The 13,487-nt window shown below is 62.9% G+C and carries 16 protein-coding genes and 1 other RNA gene; 10 read left to right on the top strand and 7 right to left on the bottom strand.

The features are described 5' to 3' along the window. Positions 1–7: 7 nt before the first annotated feature. The 7 genes from ACOOFN_RS02790 to ACOOFN_RS02760 all read right to left on the bottom strand — a co-directional run bounded on the left by ACOOFN_RS02790 (position 8) and on the right by ACOOFN_RS02760 (position 5,239). A complete protein-coding gene (locus ACOOFN_RS02790; RefSeq protein ID WP_420433460.1) occupies positions 8–1,072 on the bottom strand; it encodes a hemolysin family protein in 1,065 nt (354 codons plus the stop codon). A 126-nt stretch (positions 1,073–1,198) separates the two neighbouring features. Continuing rightward, positions 1,199–1,561, bottom strand: a transfer-messenger RNA (tmRNA) gene (ssrA, locus tag ACOOFN_RS02785). Between the two features lie 12 nt (positions 1,562–1,573). Then, on the bottom strand, positions 1,574–2,455 hold the full coding sequence (locus ACOOFN_RS02780) for a DUF3667 domain-containing protein (protein WP_420433458.1): 882 nt from the start codon (positions 2,453–2,455) through the stop codon (positions 1,574–1,576). Between the two features lie 110 nt (positions 2,456–2,565). Continuing rightward, complete coding sequence (locus ACOOFN_RS02775) at positions 2,566–3,051, bottom strand: YciI family protein (RefSeq protein ID WP_420433456.1); 486 nt, start codon at positions 3,049–3,051, stop codon at positions 2,566–2,568. 160 nt (positions 3,052–3,211) lie between these two features. Then, positions 3,212–3,595, bottom strand: coding sequence for a VOC family protein (locus ACOOFN_RS02770; RefSeq protein ID WP_420433454.1), 384 nt, complete (start codon positions 3,593–3,595; stop codon positions 3,212–3,214). Positions 3,596–3,690: 95 nt separating this feature from the next. Then, on the bottom strand, positions 3,691–4,143 hold the full coding sequence (locus ACOOFN_RS02765; RefSeq protein ID WP_420433452.1) for a helix-turn-helix domain-containing protein: 453 nt from the start codon (positions 4,141–4,143) through the stop codon (positions 3,691–3,693). Positions 4,144–4,357: 214 nt separating this feature from the next. Continuing rightward, a complete protein-coding gene (locus ACOOFN_RS02760) occupies positions 4,358–5,239 on the bottom strand; it encodes a TolB family protein (RefSeq protein WP_420433450.1) in 882 nt (293 codons plus the stop codon). 191 nt (positions 5,240–5,430) lie between these two features. Here ACOOFN_RS02760 and ACOOFN_RS02755 point away from each other — a divergent pair, with 191 nt between their 5' ends. From ACOOFN_RS02755 to ACOOFN_RS02710, 10 genes are all read left to right on the top strand, one after another. Continuing rightward, the gene (locus ACOOFN_RS02755) at positions 5,431–6,285 is read left to right on the top strand and encodes a thymidylate synthase (protein ID WP_420433448.1); all 855 of its coding nucleotides are present in this window, start codon (positions 5,431–5,433) and stop codon (positions 6,283–6,285) included. Next, entirely contained in the window at positions 6,282–6,791 is a 510-nt protein-coding gene (locus tag ACOOFN_RS02750; RefSeq protein WP_420433446.1) for a dihydrofolate reductase, read from the top strand. Before ACOOFN_RS02755 ends, ACOOFN_RS02750 begins: the two co-directional genes overlap by 4 nt. A gap of 93 nt (positions 6,792–6,884) precedes the next feature. After that, the gene (gene hflK, locus ACOOFN_RS02745) at positions 6,885–8,030 is read left to right on the top strand and encodes an FtsH protease activity modulator HflK (RefSeq protein WP_420433444.1); all 1,146 of its coding nucleotides are present in this window, start codon (positions 6,885–6,887) and stop codon (positions 8,028–8,030) included. Then, positions 8,030–8,920, top strand: coding sequence for a protease modulator HflC (gene hflC / locus ACOOFN_RS02740; protein WP_420433442.1), 891 nt, complete (start codon positions 8,030–8,032; stop codon positions 8,918–8,920). The genes hflK and hflC overlap by 1 nt, the downstream gene beginning before the upstream one ends. Before the next feature lie 8 nt (positions 8,921–8,928). Next, positions 8,929–9,123: a DUF2065 domain-containing protein gene (locus ACOOFN_RS02735; protein WP_420433440.1), complete on the top strand. Its 195-nt coding sequence runs from the start codon at positions 8,929–8,931 to the stop codon at positions 9,121–9,123. A gap of 97 nt (positions 9,124–9,220) precedes the next feature. After that, positions 9,221–10,606: a Do family serine endopeptidase gene (locus tag ACOOFN_RS02730; protein WP_420433438.1), complete on the top strand. Its 1,386-nt coding sequence runs from the start codon at positions 9,221–9,223 to the stop codon at positions 10,604–10,606. Continuing rightward, the gene (gene miaA / locus ACOOFN_RS02725; RefSeq protein WP_420433436.1) at positions 10,603–11,535 is read left to right on the top strand and encodes a tRNA (adenosine(37)-N6)-dimethylallyltransferase MiaA; all 933 of its coding nucleotides are present in this window, start codon (positions 10,603–10,605) and stop codon (positions 11,533–11,535) included. The genes ACOOFN_RS02730 and miaA overlap by 4 nt, the downstream gene beginning before the upstream one ends. Positions 11,536–11,566: 31 nt before the next feature. Beyond that, on the top strand, positions 11,567–12,022 hold the full coding sequence (locus tag ACOOFN_RS02720; RefSeq protein WP_420433434.1) for a YybH family protein: 456 nt from the start codon (positions 11,567–11,569) through the stop codon (positions 12,020–12,022). Positions 12,023–12,095: 73 nt separating this feature from the next. Then, positions 12,096–12,611, top strand: coding sequence for a hypothetical protein (locus ACOOFN_RS02715; protein WP_420433432.1), 516 nt, complete (start codon positions 12,096–12,098; stop codon positions 12,609–12,611). Between the two features lie 53 nt (positions 12,612–12,664). After that, positions 12,665–13,393: a TVP38/TMEM64 family protein gene (locus ACOOFN_RS02710; RefSeq protein ID WP_420433430.1), complete on the top strand. Its 729-nt coding sequence runs from the start codon at positions 12,665–12,667 to the stop codon at positions 13,391–13,393. Positions 13,394–13,487 lie beyond the last annotated feature (94 nt).

Genomic DNA, 13,487 nt, shown 5'->3' with positions numbered 1-13,487 from the left:
GAGCGGGTCAGGACCGCTCGAGGCTCTCGGGATCGATCCCGATCCCTTCCATGCGTTTCCGCCAACGTTCCCGGGCGAGCGCCTGCATATCCTCAACGCGGTCCATTTCGTCGGTGATTTCCAGGCCGATCAGCGTCTCCAGCACGTCTTCGAGCGTGACCAGGCCTTGGGTGGTGCCGAATTCATCGACCACGAGGGCGATATGGCTTTTCTCGTGCATCAGCCGATCAAAAACGCCGGACGCCGATGTCTTGTCGGGCAAGGCCAGGAAATCACGCCGGAAGTCTTCGAGTGGCCGGTCGAACTCGTCCCGGGCTTGCGCCATCAGGAGATCGTCCTTCAGCACATAGCCCGTGATGTCGTCGAAACCGTCACCATAAACCGGGATTCTGGAAAACGGCTTGCTGCCGAATTCCGCAAAGTAATCCTGCACGCTCATGCTGGCATCGACCGCGAAGACGACCGGCCGCGGTGTCATGATGTCACGCACCGACAATCGGCGAAGCCGCAGCAAATTCTTGACGATCGTCAATTCCTTGGTTTCCAGCGCGCCTTCTTCGGCCCCGATCTCGGCCATGGCGGAGAGTTCGTCGCGGCTGAACGTCTGGCCATGCGCACCGGACTTGGACATCAGGCGCGTCAGCTTCTCCGACATCCAGACCAGCGGGAAAAGGAGGCGCGTCAGGGCAAGGATCATCACCGCCAGCGTGGGCGCGAGCGTTTTCCAATGGGTGGCCCCGAGCGTCTTCGGAATAATCTCGGAGAACACCAGGATCAGCAGCGTCAGGATCGCCGACGTCAGGCCGAGGAATTGGTTGCCGAACACCGCCGCGGCCTGCGCGCCGACGCCGGCGGCGCCGACGGTGTGGGCGATCGTGTTGGCCGTCAGGATGGCGGCGAGGGGGCGGTCGAGATTGTTGCGAATATCGGACAGGGCCCGTGCCCCGGGGCGTCCTTTCTGCTCGAGAGCGGCCACATAGGAGGGTCGAACCGATAACAGCACGGCTTCCGCGAGCGAACAGAAGAACGATACGACAAGAGCTAACAGCAGGTAGAAAACGAGAAGGGTCATGCAAGGTGCCTTGATCCGCGGCTCAGGCTGCATCCGGGGTCGAAAGCCTGATGTCGGCCCTGTATATCCACGACTCGCCGGGCTGTCTGCACGGCGGGGCGCTGGGTGAGGATCTGTCCGGGAATAAGTGGGGGCTTCTGTTGCCAGGCGCCCCCGGACCCCGCCTGAACTTGCTATGGGCTCAGGACTTTAAAGCGAGATACTCGCACCGCATTACGCAGCGAGAGCAACCTCTTCAGCATAGTTGTCATTTGCAACTACTAAGATGGGCATTTAACGGTACCCATGCGGACGAAAGTTACGCCTTTAGCCGTCTGTCGATCCTGATCAGCCCCGTAAGAACCGCCTTGCAGGCGCAAGGGCGGGAAATTGGTGGAGCTGCCGGGAATCGCACCCGGGTCCAGTCCGGTTATTACACGCACCGTTTATCGTCATAGCTGGCAAGCCAGCGAATCCAATATAGGCATGGCGGGCGTGAATTTGAAGTGAAGACATGTGGATTTACAGCGCGGTGATCGCAATCAGCCCGATGGCGGCGAGGGTTGCACCGAGGATATAGCCGAGCAACAGTGGCAAGGCGCGCAAGCTGGCGCCGATCCAGCTCGAAGCATAAAAGCCCCGGTCAAACAAAACCATGCCCGTCCCGAGCGCCAGGATACTCGCAATCGCAATGCCGATTGCTGCCTCCAGGGGCATGGGAAGGTGGATTCCCATAATGATCACGGCCGCGAAGGGCAGGAGTAGCGCAGCGTGAAAATAGAGCGCGTGCACGACATGCTCGATCAGCTTGCGGCGCGGATGCAGTAAGCCGCTCAGCGCCGCAAATACGATCACCATCAGGATCATCGCCTGGCTTGCGGCCGCGCCTGCGCGCTCCTCCACGATATCGGGATTGTTCATCGCGAGCGCGGTTAGGTCGCGCAGGCGCTGGGGGACGCCTTCTTCTTCCGCAAGCCTGAGCATCTCTGCCTGAGCCTCGGCATCCGGCACAACCGGCGGTGCGTCGCGCGGCGGCTGGAACATGGTGATGAATACGCCGGCTTCACCCTCAGCATCCTGGGTGATGGTAACAGCAATAACCCGGACACCCGAGAGCTCCATCGCCGCAAAGAAAAGCAGGCTGACAATGAGATAGAGTCGGATCGGCGGGGTGAAGGCCCGCCGATGTCCGTCCATGAAGTCACGCGCTACACGGCCGGGCCGCCGGAATAGGCCGCGATAGGTGCGCGCCAGCCGCCCGTCCCAGGTCAGCAAGCCGTCCATAGCGTCCGTCACGAGACCGACGATCGGCCGCTTCAGCTCGGTGCGCGACTGGCCGCAGGCCGGGCAATACTCACCGCTGAAGCCTGTACCACAATTGGCGCAGCTTCCTTCTTCGCCCATCCCGGTTGCGGGCCGTGTGTCTGTCCCTGATTCCGTCATCCCGGCTTCAGGCTAGCCTTTCGCCGCGCGCGACGCGAGCCGCGATCCGCCCGGCCAGACCCGGAACCCGGTCAACGCCGGTCAGGCGGCACGATCTCGCTGGCATCGATCCCGTCGCCCGAGCCGGCGAGGGCGATCCAGCGATCCAGTGCCAGAAGGCTGTAGACATCTGCTTGCACGGCCGGGTCCCGAGCCATGATCTCGTACGCGTGTTCAAGACTGTTGGCGCGGATCACGCCCATCGCATGGCTGCCATCGCCGCGATCGAGCGGACCGCCATGAACCAGTACGCCTTCGCCGACCAATTGGCCCATATAGGCGAAATGACCGGCCAGATCCTGTTCGAACGGATCCACCCCGTCGATCCAGTTTTCGCCCGGGCCGAACTGGAAGACGTAATAGGGGCTATCAAAGCCGGCGAAGGGCGTTTCCTCGCCTTGCGCGTCCGTTTCCTGCGTCTCGCCCTGCTGCGAAGACGCCAATACAGGCGCGCTCGTGCAAAGGCTCAGCAACACGCCGGCTGTCAGACTTATCAGCTGCGGTATCCGCGCTGTCATGGAGCACTCCTGTCAACCACATCGGTTAGCACGGAGCCAACATCCGGAGCGCGGCGCAATCAATGCGGCATTCGGTATCAATTGAAAAATGGCAATGAGCCGAGCCTGGCGACCAAGGGGCGGTGAAACCTCACCACCCCTCGATCTCTGTCAGCATGTCCTATCCGCCGAACGGGCCGGTCATGCAGAAGGCATTCAGCTTGTTGCCGTCCGGGTCGCGGAAATAGCCGGCGTAGAAATTGCCGCCGCGATCACCGGCCGGACCTTCATCCTTGGCGCCCAGCGAGATGGCGAGATTGTAGACCTTGTCGACCTGTTCGGGGCTTTCGCACTGGAAGGCCGCCATTACGCCATTACCGACCGTGGCGGGTTCGCCATTGAAGGGCTTGGTCAGGCCGATCCCGGCGCCGCCGTCCGGCTTGCCCCAGGCGATGAAGTTCTCGTCGCCCATCATCCGGCTGACGCCGAACTCCGCGCAGATCTTGTCGTAGAAGGCGGCGGCCTTCTCGAGATCATTGGTTCCAAGTGTCACATAACCCAGCATTTGAATGTTCCCTCTATGTTCTGATTAGGTGACACTACACAAATGGCGGGGATTGGCGAGTCACATTTTGATGAAAATTCGGTCAGGCAGACCGGTCAGGCGGCCCGCCTGTCCGCCTGAAAGCGCGCGACGATCGAAATCAGCACCACCGGGACGGCATGCCCGGCCAGACCGACCGTCCACCACAGGGCCGGCCATTTCATGATGAAATAGCCCGAGCCGATACTGATGGCGGCAAATACGATCATGCCCATCACATAACCGACAAGATGGATGAAAAAGGACAGCCGCAAAGCGGCCGCCGCTTCCGTGCTGCGCCGGTCGGCAATCTCCGCCGCCTCGACCTCCGGATCGATGCACAGCGCCATGGCATCGACATTGAAGGCTGCCGCCAGCGCGGTCAGCGTCTCGCGCGAAGCGGGTTCGCCATTCTCGATGCGCTGGATCGTCCGGATTCCCAGCCCGGCCAGCTCGGCCAGGTGTTCCTGCGACCAGTGCCGCTCTTCGCGCCAGCGTTTGATCTTTGCGGCATCTGTCTTGAAAGCCATGAGGTGCTCCTTGGGTTCGGGTTGTAATCAGACCCGGCCGAAAAGCCAGAACCGGTTGGTAACCGCCACGTCAGCACGGCGCCAGCGACACGCCAGAAGCCCGCCAGTGAGCCGCCAGCCGTCCGCCATTTGACGCGTACACGATCGCCGCCAACGCCCAAAGACATAGAGGGTGTCGTGGATGACCACGCGGCATCGGATCAGTTCGCCGGCCTTACTCGCCGGCCCAGACCGCCCCGAGATTGCTGCCCTCTGGCTGCCCGGCGAGACGCGAAATCTCCCCGTCAGCCAGCCGGATCTCGAACAGCGCGGAACGGCCTTCGCCGGCGTCCGCATCATCAGCGCCAATCACGATGCGCTCCCCAGACGGATGCCATGACGGATACATCGCATTGGTTTGACGCGCACCATCGGTCAGTTGCTGTGCGTCGCGTCCGTCCGATCGCATCAGACACAATTGCGAGCGCGCTTCGTCATCAACGCATGAATAGGCGATCCAGTGTCCGTCCGGCGAAAACCGTCCGGAACCGATGCCGCCATAACCGCGGCTGCCGAGCGGCCTTCGATTGTCGGTCAGGCGGATGGTTTCGCCGCTTGCGATATGCTCGCGCCACAGATTGATGCGGCCGTCGCGATCCGAGCGATAGATCCAGTACTGGCCATCCGGCGACCAGTCCGGGTCGGAATTCAGTGCACCCGGCCGGTCGAGCACGCTCATCGTTTCAGCACCCGGATCAATGAGCACGAGGGCAATCGTGTCGTCATCCTGCCGGGCGGCCGTCAGCACCCGCCCGTTCGGCCCCAGTCCGGCATGCGAATCGTAGACCGCAATACCGGTCAGTGGCGTGACACTTCCGACGGCCAGGTCGCAGATCTGCGGATGGTATCCGCGCGCGCCGTCCTCGCGCGCAATGACCGTGTAAATTCGCGACCCGCGACCAGCATAGACCCAAATCGCTTCGCAATCGGCAACTGGCGTCTCGCCCGCAATGTGAATGGCATAGCGTTCGCCATCATTATTGTTGATGACAAGAAGATGTGTCGGGGCCGCGTCGATCTGTGCCGCGGCGGCCGACCCTCCCAGACATGCCAGCACGGCGGCAATCAGAATTCAGCTTTTGGTCACGTTCCATCCCCTCGGCGCGCCCGGAAGCGGGCACGTTAGACCTTTTATCACCCGATCGCGCCAAGGTCGTCGTCCGCTCCATGAATCTGTGGATTGGCGGCAGCGCGCGGTTCTGGGGGCGCAGTCGAATCACTAGAGTGTACGCTTGGAAGGACAGCGTCATGGCGAATGCAGAACAAATCACCGATTTCCGGCCTGACCGCTCCGGCGGATCGGATGTCGAGGCGGCCTATCTCGATCTGCTCGAGGACATCTTGCGCAATGGCGACCGCCAGGACGATCGCACCGGCGTCGGCACGCTGTCGGTCTTCGGCCGCCAGCTGCGCTGTGATCTCTCGAAGGGCTTCCCGCTCCTGACGACCAAGAAGGTGCATTTCAAGTCGATCGCCATCGAGCTGTTCTGGTTCCTGCGCGGCGAGACCAATGTGCGCTGGCTGCAGGATCGCGGCGTGTCGATCTGGGATGAATGGGCGGACGAAAACGGCGATCTCGGCCCCGTCTACGGCAAGCAGTGGCGCCGCTGGGAAGGTCCGGACGGCACCGAGATCGACCAGCTGACCAATATCATCGAGCAGATCCGCAACAACCCCGCCTCGCGCCGGCTGATCGTTTCGGGCTGGAACCCCGCCGATGTCCCCAACATGGCGCTGCCGCCCTGTCACACGCTCTACCAGTTCAATGTCGCCAACGGGAAACTCTCCTGCCAGCTCTATCAGCGCTCGGCAGACATGTTCCTCGGCGTGCCGTTCAACATCGCCTCCTATGCGCTGCTGACCCATCTCATGGCGCAGGTCTGCGAGCTCGAAGTCGGCGAGTACATCCACACATTCGGCGACGCGCACATCTACACCAATCACATGGATCAGGTGAGCGAGCAGCTCTCGCGCACGCCGCGCGCGCTGCCGAAGCTGGTCATCAATCCGGACAAGACCGACCTCTTTGCCTTCGAATACGAGGACGTCACGCTGGAGGGGTATGACCCGCTTCCGCGGATAGCGGCCCCGGTGGCCGTGTGACACGCACGGCCCTCGTCGTCGCCGCCGCGAAGAACGGCGTCATCGGCCGGGGCGGCGATCTGCCCTGGCGGCTGAAATCGGACCTCCAGCTCTTCAAGAAGAACACGCTGGGCAAGCCGGTCATCATGGGCCGCAAGACCTGGGAAAGCCTGCCGGTCAAGCCCTTGCCGGGGCGCACCAACATCGTTGTGACACGCACGGACGGCTATCACGCCGAAAAAGCCATCGTCGTCGGCGATCTCGGTGCGGCCTTCGATGAAGCGCATATCCGGGCCGACATGGATGGCGTCGAAGAGGTCTGCGTCATTGGCGGTGCGCAGATCTATGCCGACACGCGGCAAGTCGCCGATCGCATCTATCTGACCGAGGTCGAGGCCGAGCCGGAAGGCGATGCCTTCCTCGAACCGTTTGCGCCGGATATCTGGAAAGAAATCCACCGCGAAGCCTTCCCAGCCGGGCCCGATGACGACCATCCCTTCGTGTTTCGCGTTCTCGAGCGGCGCTGAGGGGGAAACACGACGCACCCGTTCCGCTTGAATCCGGACCGGAACGCGTCCAGATAGTGCCCCAATATCCATTTAGCGGAGGAAAACTCCCACATGCCCTGGAATGATAATGCAGGTGGAGGCGGCGGCGGCCCTTGGGGCTCTGGCGGCAATGGCGGTCGTGACCGCAACAATCCTTGGGGACAGAATGGCGGCGGCGGTGGTGGCCGTGGCGGTCAGGAACCCCCGGATCTCGACGAGCTGGTCGGCAAGCTGCAGGACGGCTTGCGCGGAATGTTCGGCGGTGGCGGTTCCGGCCGCTCTGGAAAGTCCGGCGGCAGCGGTGGCGGCATATTCGGCGCTATCATCATTGCGCTGGTCATCGGTTTCGGTGTCATCATCTGGCCGGGCCGCGCGGTCTACCAGGTCCAGCCCGAACAGGTGGGCGTGGTCCTGCGCTTCGGCGATTACGTGCGCACGGCACCGCCGGGCCTGAATCTGAAACTGCCCTGGCCGATCGAGACGGTCGAGCTGCCGAATGTCACCGAGACGCGAACCATCTCCATCGGGGCCAACAATATCGCGGAAAGCCAGATGCTGACCCGCGACGAGAACATTGTCGACATCGCCTTCGAAGTGCAGTGGCGCGTCGATACGGCGAATATCGATGATTTCGTCTTCAATGTCCGCGATCCGGAATCGGCGGTTCGCGCGGTGGCCGAGAGCGCCATGCGCGAAGTGGTCGGTACCTCGGATCTCGTGCCGATCATCACGACGGCGCGTGCCGAAGTCTCGCAGCGCACCCGCGAAGTGATGCAGGAGACGCTGAACGAGTACCAGGCCGGCATCCAGATCCTGCAGGTCAACCTCGAGCGCTCGCAGGCGCCGCAATCGGTGATCGACGCCTTCCGCGACGTCGACTCAGCAGCCCAGGACGCCGAGCGCGCCCGCCTGAATGCGACCGCGCACGCCAACCGGGTCATCCCGCAGGCCCGCGGTGAAGCGGCCCAGATCACACAGCAGGCGCAGGCCTACCGTGACTCGGTGATCGCCGAAGCCCAGGGTGACGCCGACCGCTTTGTGGCGATTTACGACGAGTATGCGCTGGCGCCGGATGTCACACGGCGGCGCATGTATCTCGAAACAATGGAACAGGTACTCGGCAATTCCGAGTTGATCATCCTCGACCAGGAAGGAAATGCGGTGCCTTATCTTCCGCTTGACCAGCTCGGCCGCAACCGCACGCAGGGAGGTCAGTAATGGGACGCCTGTTTTCGACCGTTGTGGTCATTATCCTTGTCGGCGGCGCGATCGTGCTGTCACAGAGTGTCTTCACCGTGGATGAGCGCCGCAGCGCGCTTTTGCTGCAATTCGGTAATCCGGTCGATGTCGTGAACGCAATCGGCAATGACGAGGCCGGCCTGCACTTCAAGGCGCCATTCATCACCCAGGTCACCTATTTCGATCGCCGCAATATCGAGTTCGACATGCTGCCGGAGGAAATCCAGGCCGCCGACCAGGAACGCCTCGTCGTCGACGCCTTCCTGCGCTATCGCATCTCGAACCCGTTGCGTTTCTACCAGACGGTCCGCAACGAGCAGGGTGCCCGTGGCCGCCTGCGTTCGATCATGAATGACAGCCTGCGCGGCGTGATCGCCTCGATTCCGTCGCATGACGTGATTTCCGGCCAACGCTCGGCGCTGATGGACCGAGTCCAGACCGCAGTGGAAACCCAGGTCGATGCCCAGGATCTCGGCATCGAGGTAATCGACGTCCGCATCCTGCGCGCCGATCTGCCAACCACCATTGCCGAACGCGTCTTCCAGCGCATGCGTTCTGAACGTGAGCAGGAAGCCGCCGGTATTCGCGCCGAGGGCGAACAGGTGGCACAGGAAATCCGCGCCGAAGCGGATCGCGACGCGACGATCATCCGCGCCGAAGCGCGCGCGGACGCCCAGCGGCTGCGCGGTGAGGGCGATGCCCGCCGGAATGCGATCTATGCCGAGGCATACAATCGCGATCCGGAGTTCTTTGCCTTCTATCGCTCGATGCTCGCCTATGAGGCGGCCATCCAGAGCGGCACGCCGATCGTGATCCCGCCGGACTCGGAGTTCTTCGAGTATTTCGGCGCTGAACGCGGGGACCAGTAGGCCGCCGCATGTTGGGCTACATCCTGCTTGGTATCGGACTGGCGTTGGTGTTCGAAGGCATAGCCTACGCCGCAGCGCCGGGTGCGATGAAGCGTATGATGGCGGAAGTCCTGAACAGCCCGGCCGGCGCTTTGCGTCTGGCCGGGTTGTTCGCACTCACCCTGGGCGTCGCAATGGTCGCACTCGCGCAGCGGATGCTCTAGCGCGGCGGCTGCCCACATTTATGACGAATTCGTCAGCCAGCTTGCCCTCCCGTGCGCTTCGCGGCATGACGATGATGACGAATTTGCGGAGATCCTGATGCGCGTACTCGCTGTGTTCCTGCTTATCCCTTTCATCGCTGCCGAGGCGGTGGCGCAGCGGTTTCCCGTGGAAGGGTTCGCGGATCTCAACGAGCGCTTGTCGCCGGCAGTCGTGAATATCTCTACCGCCCAGCGCATGGGCGACGATCAGGGCGAACTGCCGGATTTCCCGGAAGGCTCGCCGCTCGAACGCTTCAACGAATTCTTCGGTGACGCACCCCGTATCGCCAATTCGCTGGGGTCGGGGTTCATCATTGATCCCGCCGGAATCGTCGTCACCAACAATCACGTCATCGAAAGCGCCGACGAGATCGAGGTCACGCTCGTCGACGGGCGAACCCTGCCGGCCGACCTTGTTGGCCGCGACCCGGTCACCGATCTTGCCGTCCTGCAGATCGTTTCCACGGAAGAGAATTTTCCGGCCGTCGCATTTGGCGATTCCGATGCAGCGCGTGTCGGCGACTGGGTCTTCGCGATCGGCAACCCGTTCGGCTTCGGCGGCTCGCTGACCGCCGGCGTGATCTCCGCTCGCGGTCGCGATATCGGCGGCGAGTACGACGATTACATCCAGACCGATGTGGCCATCAATACCGGCAATTCCGGCGGCCCGCTGTTCGATCTCGACGGCGATGTCATCGGTGTGAACACGCTGATCTACTCGCCGACGGGAACCAGTGTCGGGATCAGCTTCTCTATCCCCTCGACCATCGCCGAACGCGTGGTCGGCCAGCTGATCGAGTATGGCGAGACCCGGCGCGGTTATCTTGGTCTGAGCGCCCAGCGCGTGACGTCGGAGATTGCCGAGAGCATCGGCCTGGATCGTCCGCGCGGCGCGCTGGTGCGCAATCTGGCGGCGGACGGCCCGGCCGCCGCGGCCGGGATCGAGATCGGCGACATTGTCCTGCGTTTTGATGGCTTCGAGATCGCCGATGACCGTGTGCTTTCCCGCTTGGCGGCCGAGGCCGAGATTGGCCGGAATGTCGAGATCGAAGTGCTGCGCCGCGGTGATACCCGCACGATCGGCGTGACCATTGCGCGTCTTGCTGAAACACGCCCCGAGGCCACCGGCACCACGACCACGCAGAATGATGAAACGGTCACCGACCAGATTTTCGGCCTTACCCTGGCCGAGCTGAACCAGGCCTCGCGGCGGCGCTATCGCGTCCATCCCGATGCGGAAGGCGTGCTCATTGTCGCGGTTGACCCGTTGAGCGATGCGGCCGGCAAGGCGCGTGCCGGCGACGTCATCGAGGAGATTGCCTACACCCGCGTGGAAACGCTGGCAGACGCCACCGCCCTGCTCGAGGAGTATGATGACGGCGATGTCGCGCTCTTCCAGCTCAATCGCGGCGGCCAGTTCGTCTTTCACTCGATCCGCCGGTGAACGGGGCGCATCCACCCGTCATTCTTCTGGCCGGCCCTACCGCGTCGGGCAAGACCAGCCTCTCGATAGCGCTGGCTAAGACGGTCGACGGCGAGATCATCAACGCGGATTCCATGCAGCTCTATGCCGATCTGCAGATCGTGTCGGCGCGCCCGGATGCCGGTGAACAGGCCGGTATTCCCCATCATCTCTTCGGCGTTTGCGACGCCGCCGAACGATCATCGACCGGCTGGTGGGTGCGCGAAGCCCTCGACAGGATCAGCGAGATCCGCGCGCGCGGCCGCCGTCCGATTCTGGTGGGCGGGACCGGCCTCTACTTCGAGGCGCTGACGCAGGGCCTCGCTGCAATGCCGGAAATATCCAGCGAGACAAGAGCGCGCGCCGACGCCATTGCCGCCGCAGGCGACGAAAAGCTGCGCGAAACAGCCCGCCGCTTTGACCCGGATGCCACCGCCCGCGTTGAAGCCAACGATCTTCAGCGCATCCGCAGGATCGTCGAGATCGGCCTTCAGACAGGCCAGCCGATTTCCGCCTTTCAGGCGAAGACGACGCCCTTGCTGTCGCCGGGTGACTGGACAGGATTCGTAGTAGATATCGACCGCGCCGAGCTGTACCGGCGCATCGAGCAGCGTTTTGATCGCATGATCGATGCGGGGGCGATCGACGAAGTGCGAGCCCTGGCGGCCCGCAAGCTCGATTCAGCCTTGCCGGCGATGAAGGCCATTGGTGTGCCGCCGCTTGTCGCTGCTATCAGCGGCGAGTTGTCGACGGATGACGCCATTGCCCAAGCCAAGCAGGACAGCCGCCGCTATGCCAAGCGCCAGCTCACCTGGTTCCGCAACCGCATGACGGGCCGGCCACGCCTGACCTTTCAGGACGGACAGATTGATATCGACATCGTGATTTCCCGGCTCGGCGACGGCAGCTGATACTGGCGTTCGACAAGTTGGGGAGAACACCATGAACATGTCTTTGATTGGCGCCGGGCTGCTTGCAATGTCTGGAATGCAGGACGCGGAAACCGCGATCGAGGCCGCCCTGCAAGCCGACCGCGAATTCGCCGCCTATGCCGCGGAACACGGAATCGCGGCCGGGTTTCTCCTCTACGCGATGGAAGATGCGCGACTGATCCAGCCGAACCGCGACGACATCGTCGGCCGCGATGCGATATTCGCGTCGCGCGAGAACGCCACCGGCTTGCTGCACTGGGCGCCGCGAGGCGGATATGCCGGCGAGGCCGGGGATTTCGCGGTGACCTATGGTGACTGGAGTTTCCACCCTGACGGCGAGCGCACCAGTGATCCTGTGGCCACCGGCGATTACGTCTCCGTATGGCGTCTGACCGACACGGGCTGGCGTTATGTGCTCGACACCGGAACGGTGAACACGCCGCCGGACGCAGACGCAGCCGAGTAGCACCGCCTGCTTGCGACTTCGCGCGTTTTGACTAGGTTTGCCGCAGTGCAAAACGGACGGGAGCGCGAGTCGAATGGCTTTCAAGCCAGTCAAGGAACGGCCTTATGGTGACCCGAAATCCGTGGTCGCCGCCCTGTTCGAGGAAGCCGGGGGTGTTCCTGCCGTAATGGAGTTGCTCGAACTGTCGCGCACGCGGGTCTATGCGTTGGCCGACCCGGATTCGAGCAACGAGATATCCTTTGCCCGTGTGGCACGGCTGACAGAGGCGACCGGCGCGACGGCGGCAGCCAAGGATTTGGCCTACCTTGCGGGCGGCATTTTCATGCCCCTGGACCAATCCGATGACGATAACTGGCTGACCCTCGCCGGCGAGGCCAGCCGCCGTCATGCCCGCAATATCGCGGCTTTGATGGATTCCTTGAGCGAGACCGAGCGTTCGCCCGGCGAGATCGACGAACAGGAAGCGCGCGAAATCCTGAAAGTGCTCGACCAGCAATTGACGATTCTGGCGCGTCAGCGCTCCAAACTGGCGCGGATTGCGGCAGGCGAGCGCGATCCCGAGGCTCGCCCGCGTGGAGCAGACGATTGATCGCAGCCGCCGGCATGATATTGGGGCGGCTTGAAACGCCCTCGGCCTAACTCATGAACCGCTTTGTGAATTTCATCCTGAACATGGACGCGCGGGCCCAGCGCGCCGCCATGGTCTCGCTGATGCTGCTGGCCTCGGTGGGCATGGTCTTTGTCTTTGGCAAGGTCTTCTTAGATGCCAGTGCCGACGATCTCGGCCAGGTCTTCGCCGCGACGGCCAGCAAATGGTATGCGCTGCCACTGACCATTCTCGTCTATGTTCTCATGTCGCTGTTCGGCGCTCCGCAATTCGTGCTGATGGCGGCAACAATGGTTGCCTTCGGACCGGTTTACGGTTTCGCCTATGCGTGGATCGCGACGCTGTGTTCGGCTTCGGCCAATTTCTGGATGGGCCGCGGTTTCGGCGCGGACCTGCTCAAGCGTTTTGGCGGCGACTGGATGAATCGGGCCGCCGAATTTGTTGGCCGCAACGGCCTGTTCGCGAGTGCTTTCGTTCGCATTGTCCCGTCCGGTCCCTTCATTGTCGTCAACATGGCGTTCGGCGCGTCGCGAACGCCGTTCTGGGCCTTCCTCGCCGGGGCGGCGCTTGGCACAGCGCCGAAAATCCTCGTGGTCGGGCTCACCGGGCAGAGCCTGCTGACATTGTTGTCGGGTCAAAACCTCCTGCTCGCAGGCGGTTTGCTGGTCGCCGCACTGGCGGTCTGGATCGGTATCATGCTGGTCGCGCGACGCCGTTTGCCACACCCGGAGGAAACCCCGGAGGCAACCGAAGAAGAGACTTGACGCGTGGCTGCAAAGCCGCGCTTGCAATCCGGGCGGCACCGTCGCACAAGGGAAGCTCACGACAACAGGGTCGCCATTCCGGCGGCCGCAGAAA

The organism is Hyphobacterium sp. (assembly GCF_965217055.1).
GTDB lineage: Bacteria > Pseudomonadota > Alphaproteobacteria > Caulobacterales > Maricaulaceae > Hyphobacterium.
This window is presented reverse-complemented; position numbering and strand designations above follow the sequence as displayed.